This window comes from Nonomuraea sp. NPDC049607 (assembly GCF_040675375.1).
Taxonomy (GTDB): Bacteria; Actinomycetota; Actinomycetes; order Streptosporangiales; family Streptosporangiaceae; genus Nonomuraea.
This window is the reverse complement of the sequence record NZ_JBFAOV010000092.1, coordinates 1-4,589: the sequence shown is the minus strand read 5'-3', so window position 1 is coordinate 4,589 and position 4,589 is coordinate 1. Positions and strand designations below refer to the sequence as shown.

The window sequence follows — 4,589 nt, the reverse complement described above, 5'->3', positions numbered from 1 at the left end:
ATAAGCCACCCGCCCAGAGACCACGCTCGGCGCCGCACCGGTGACAAGGTGTGCCTCGACGTCGGCGGGCGCCTGGTGCAGCCGAGGGCCGTAGTCCTGCGGTTCGGCCCCGATGAAGACCCCGGTGAGGCTTTTACGAAGTGTGTGCGCGTCGATGCCCGCCCGCTCGATGGCCTCCCAGCAGGTTTCGAGCACCAGCCGCTGCTGCGGGTCCATCGCCAGGGCCTCGCGCGGACTGATCCCGAAGAACTCCGCGTCGAACTCCGCGGCGTCGTGCAGGAAGTGGCCCACGCGCGCATAGGTGGTGTTCCCGGCATCGGGGTCGTCGTCGAAGAGCCGGTCGAGATCCCATCCTCGATCGGTCGGGAACTCCGACACGGTCTCCCGGCCGTCGCGGACCAGCTCCCACAACTCCTCAGGGCTGGCGATCCCACCGGGGTAGCGGCAGGCCATGCCCACGATCGCGATCGGTTCGTCACCGAAGACGGCGGGTGTGATCTCGACGGCCGACGTCTCGCCGAGCCCGAGCGCCTCGGTGACGAGGTAGTCGACCAGGGCGGACGGCGTGGGACGGTCGAACGCGATGCCGATCGGCAGCTCGATGCCGAGCTCGGCGACGAGCCGGTCGTGCAGGTCCACCGCGCCGAGAGAATCGAGCCCCATGTCCTTGAAGCTCTGCTCGGGGGAGATCGTCTCCAGCGCTCCGGGCATGATGGCGCTCATCACGTCCAGTGTCGTACGGCTCACCAATTCGATGAGGACGGCTCGGCGTCTCGCCATGGAGAGGTCGGCCAGCTGGAGCGTGAAGCTCGTCGCTCGCCTGGCACCGGTGGCCGGGGTGCCGCTGGCGTCGGACGCACTGTGATCGGACGGGCTCATCGTTGACTCTCCCTACGAACGGCGGTGGTTCTGCCTCTGCATTCGGATAAAGCAGCCGACATCGGGGACGGCGAGGTCCTGCCGGAGGCAGGGAGGCGCTGAGGCGCTAGGTCTGCATGCGGGTGCAGATCACGCGGGACGCGGAGATGACCTCGTCGCGGCGCAGGGTGATCTCCATTGGCGCCGGACGCCCCAGGAACATGACCAGGCTGGCCGTCATGCCGTAGGCTCCGGCGTTCGGAATGGTCACCAGATCGCCCGGCCGCAGGTCGGGGACGGCGACGTTGCGGCCGAGGATGTCGCCCGGGGTGCAGAGCGGGCCGACCAGGTTCGCGACGGCGGAGCCGCGGCCGTTCTCGTCGCCATCGAGCGCGACGGAGACCGGCAGCAGACGTCCGAGTCCGGACATGCCTCCCAGCACGTTGATCCCGGCGTCCAGGATGACGAACCGGATGCCGCGGCTCTCCTTGACGTTGGTGACGGTGCAGAGCAACCGTCCGCAGTCACCGACGAGATACCGTCCGGATTCGGCGGCGATGCGCGGGCTGCCCTGCCGCCAGGAGGGGAAGTGCGAGTCGAGGATCTCCTCCAGCGCGGCGCGGAGCCCCCCGTACAGGGGACGTTTGCCGGGCGTGAGGTAGGGGGAGGCGAAGCCGCCGCCGAGGTCCAGCAGTTCCGGGACGAGGCCGGTCGAGTCGCGCACCTTGGCGGCCGCGGTGATCGTGTGCGTCAGCTCCGCGATGAGAGAGTCCTCGTCCTTCGCGTTGCTGAGCGAGAACAGGTGCATCCCCGACAGACGAGTGCCGGGGACGGACCGGAGCTCGGGCATGAGATCGGGCAGCGTCTCGCTGTCGAAACCGAACTGGGAGGGCGTGCCCGTCATGCGGATGCTGGTGGTGGCGCCGGGCCCGGAGCTGTTCACCCGCAGGAGGCAGGACGCGGTCGCGCCCTGGCTCAGCGCGGCGTGTCCGACACGCCGCAGGTCGCCGACCGACTCGACGGAGAAGACGCGGACACCTGCCTCGACGGCCGCCTCCACCTCCTCCGACGTCTTGCCGGGTCCGGTGTAGAGGATGTCGAGCGGATCGAATCCCGCGGTCAAGGCCGCCACCAGCTCGCCTGCGGAGCTGATCTCAGCCTTGCACGAGGAATCGGCCCCCCTTCGCAAGGCCTCGGCGATTCCCGGATGGGGGTTCGCCTTGAACGAGAAGTAGACGATCGTTCCCTCGGGCAGGGAGGCGAGCAGGTCGTCACGTGCCGCAACAGCACGGTCCAGGTCGTAGACGTACAGCGGTGAGCCGTAACGCTCGACGAGGTCGGCGTCGCTCTTCAGGTTCACGGCTTCTCTTTCTGCCTGAGGAGACCTTCGGCCCTGAAGTTCTCCATGTACGGGCCTGGGGTTGGCATGCGTGGCTACTCGCAGGGGAGCGGTCGGGTCGAGGGCCTGGCGTCAGCTCATGCCAGGGTCGCCAGGAAATCGAGCATGACCTTCCGGAAACGCTCCGGCTCCTCCAGGTGCGGCGAGTGACTGGAGTTCTCGAAGACCACTTCGCGGCTCTCGGGAATGAGGTCGAGAAATGGCCGTACCGATTCCGGGGTGACCTCGTCGTGCCGGCCCGAAAGCACCAGAGTGGGCACGGAGATGTCGGCCAGCAGGTCTATGGTGCTCCAGTCCTTCAACGTGCCGGTCACATGGAACTCGCACGGCCCGTTCATGGTGTGGTAGACGGTCGGATTGCTGAGCGTGTCCATGAACGTCGCCATGAACTCGTTGGGCCACGGTCGTATTCGGAGCACATGCCGGTTGTAGAAGACCATCATCGCTTCGTAGTACTCGCGGGAGTCGGTCGTCCCGGCCGCCTCGTGGGCGAGCAGGACGTCGTTCACCTCGACCGGCAGGAGGTCGCGCAGGATCTTCAGTTCCTTGCGCCATTCCGGATACGAAGCCGGCGAGTTCGCGATGATCAGCCCGCGTAGCCCAGATGGGTGGTGGGACGCGTGCCGCACAGCCAGCAGCCCGCCCCAGGAATGCCCGAACAGGACATAGTCGTCGGCGATTCCGAGGCGGTCCAGCAGATTGCCCAACTCGTCGTCGAAAAGCTCCGGGGTCCAGAACCCGGGGTCCGCGTCGTCGACATGGGTGGAACCGCCGTTGCCGAGCTGGTCGTAGTGGATCACCGGCCATCCCGCGCCGGCGAGTTCCGCCAACGGGAGCAGGTAGTCGTGGGTGCCGCCGGGTCCTCCGTGCAGGGTCACGACAGCCGGTTTCCCCTGCCCTAGGGCGCCGGTCACGCGGTACCAGGTCACGTGATCGCCGAACGGCACGGTGCCCCTGGCGCTGGGGGACAGGGCCAAGCCAACCACCTCATCACGGTCGGTGCGGAGACGGCGTCGCACGCCACAGGCCGTTCGTCGCGGCACCATTCGATGGGTTGACCACAGTCCATGTGAGCGACCTTGACGACGCTAGGCGAAGGCCGCTCGAAGGCGGACCCCCTAGGCGGCCCGTGTCTTTCCCCTATGACGTCCGATCACATCGGTCTTCATTTCGGTACGCATCCATTGCCCCGAACAGCTTGTTCCTGGCTGCGGGATTCCACTGCCGCGGCAGCCCGGTGACGCCCTGTTTCCGAGGGTGGGCGTTCTGGGAACGGCTCGGCCTTACCCGGCTTCATTCCATGACTGCCGGAACGCTCGGATGCCCCGATGCATCATCAGGGCGTTCCATCACCTGAGAAAACTCCGCGGAGCGACGGATGAACGCTCGCAGGGGGAGTTAAGGGTGAGCTAGGGGTCGGTGACTTCTATACGGCTGATTACTGTCTCGTCAGAGTCGATGAAGCTCCGGCGGGTTGCTCGAGGTGCTGATCACCGCGCGAGCCGGAAGGAACTGAATGAGCGTCACAGTCACCCCACTCACTGATGCGACGGTTTCCGCTTGCTCGGATGTACGACGGTTCGGTCTCCTGTCGATCCTTGTGGCCTGAACCAGGGCGACAGGGAGACCCGCTTCGTGAGGTGACCCCCTTGGCCCCTCGATCGAACATGCGCCGCAGGGCGCACCACGATCCAGAGAGGCCATGCCTTTTTGCTTTTCCGAGTCCCACCCCCCTACGTGAAGGGCTGGTCGACGTTCCATGGCTGCTGACGACAAGTTCCGCGAATACCTCAAGCGCGCCAGCGCCGACCTTCAGCGGACTCGCCGGCGCCTGCGCGAGGTCGAGGCGAAAGACCGCGAGCCGATCGCGATCGTGGGCATGGCCTGCCGTTACCCCGGGGGAGTGGAATCTCCCGAAGACCTGTGGAACATGCTGGTGGAGTCGCGTTCGGGAATCTCGGCGTTTCCCGAGGACCGGGGCTGGGACATGGACGCGCTCTACGACCCGGACTTCACCAGCAGCGGAACCACCTACGTGCGCGAAGGCGGTTTCCTCGAAGGAGCCGGTGACTTCGACGCGCAGTTCTTCGGGATCAGCCCGCGCGAGGCCCTGGTGATGGATCCGCAACAGCGGCTGGTGCTTGAGGTCTCGTGGGAGGTTCTGGAACGGGCCGGGATCGCCCCCGGCAGTTTGCGCGGTACGCCCACAGGGGTCTTCATCGGAGGGACGCAGACCGGATACGTCGCCGGCATGGGGCCCTTCCCCGAGGGGGCGGAAGGGTATGTGCAGACCGGTAACACGAGCTCTGTGATCTCTGGCCGGGTGGCGTAC

Annotated in this window: 4 protein-coding genes; 1 reads left to right on the top strand and 3 read right to left on the bottom strand. The window is 66.6% G+C overall.

Annotated elements, in window-relative coordinates:
• From AB0J97_RS51480 to AB0J97_RS51470, 3 genes are all read right to left on the bottom strand, one after another.
• The coding region (locus AB0J97_RS51480) for a type I polyketide synthase (RefSeq protein WP_364104760.1) at positions 1–879 on the bottom strand (879 nt) is incomplete at its 3' end.
• A 106-nt stretch (positions 880–985) separates the two neighbouring features.
• Positions 986–2,218 carry a type III PLP-dependent enzyme gene (locus AB0J97_RS51475; protein WP_364104757.1) on the bottom strand — a complete coding sequence of 411 codons (1,233 nt, stop codon included), beginning with the start codon at positions 2,216–2,218 and terminating at the stop codon, positions 986–988.
• A gap of 116 nt (positions 2,219–2,334) precedes the next feature.
• Positions 2,335–3,243 (bottom strand): proline iminopeptidase-family hydrolase, encoded by a 909-nt coding sequence (locus tag AB0J97_RS51470; RefSeq protein ID WP_364104754.1) that lies wholly within the window; start codon positions 3,241–3,243, stop codon positions 2,335–2,337.
• Between the two features lie 773 nt (positions 3,244–4,016).
• Here AB0J97_RS51470 and AB0J97_RS51465 point away from each other — a divergent pair.
• On the top strand, positions 4,017–4,589 hold a 573-nt coding region (locus tag AB0J97_RS51465), incomplete at its 3' end, for a beta-ketoacyl synthase N-terminal-like domain-containing protein (protein WP_364104751.1).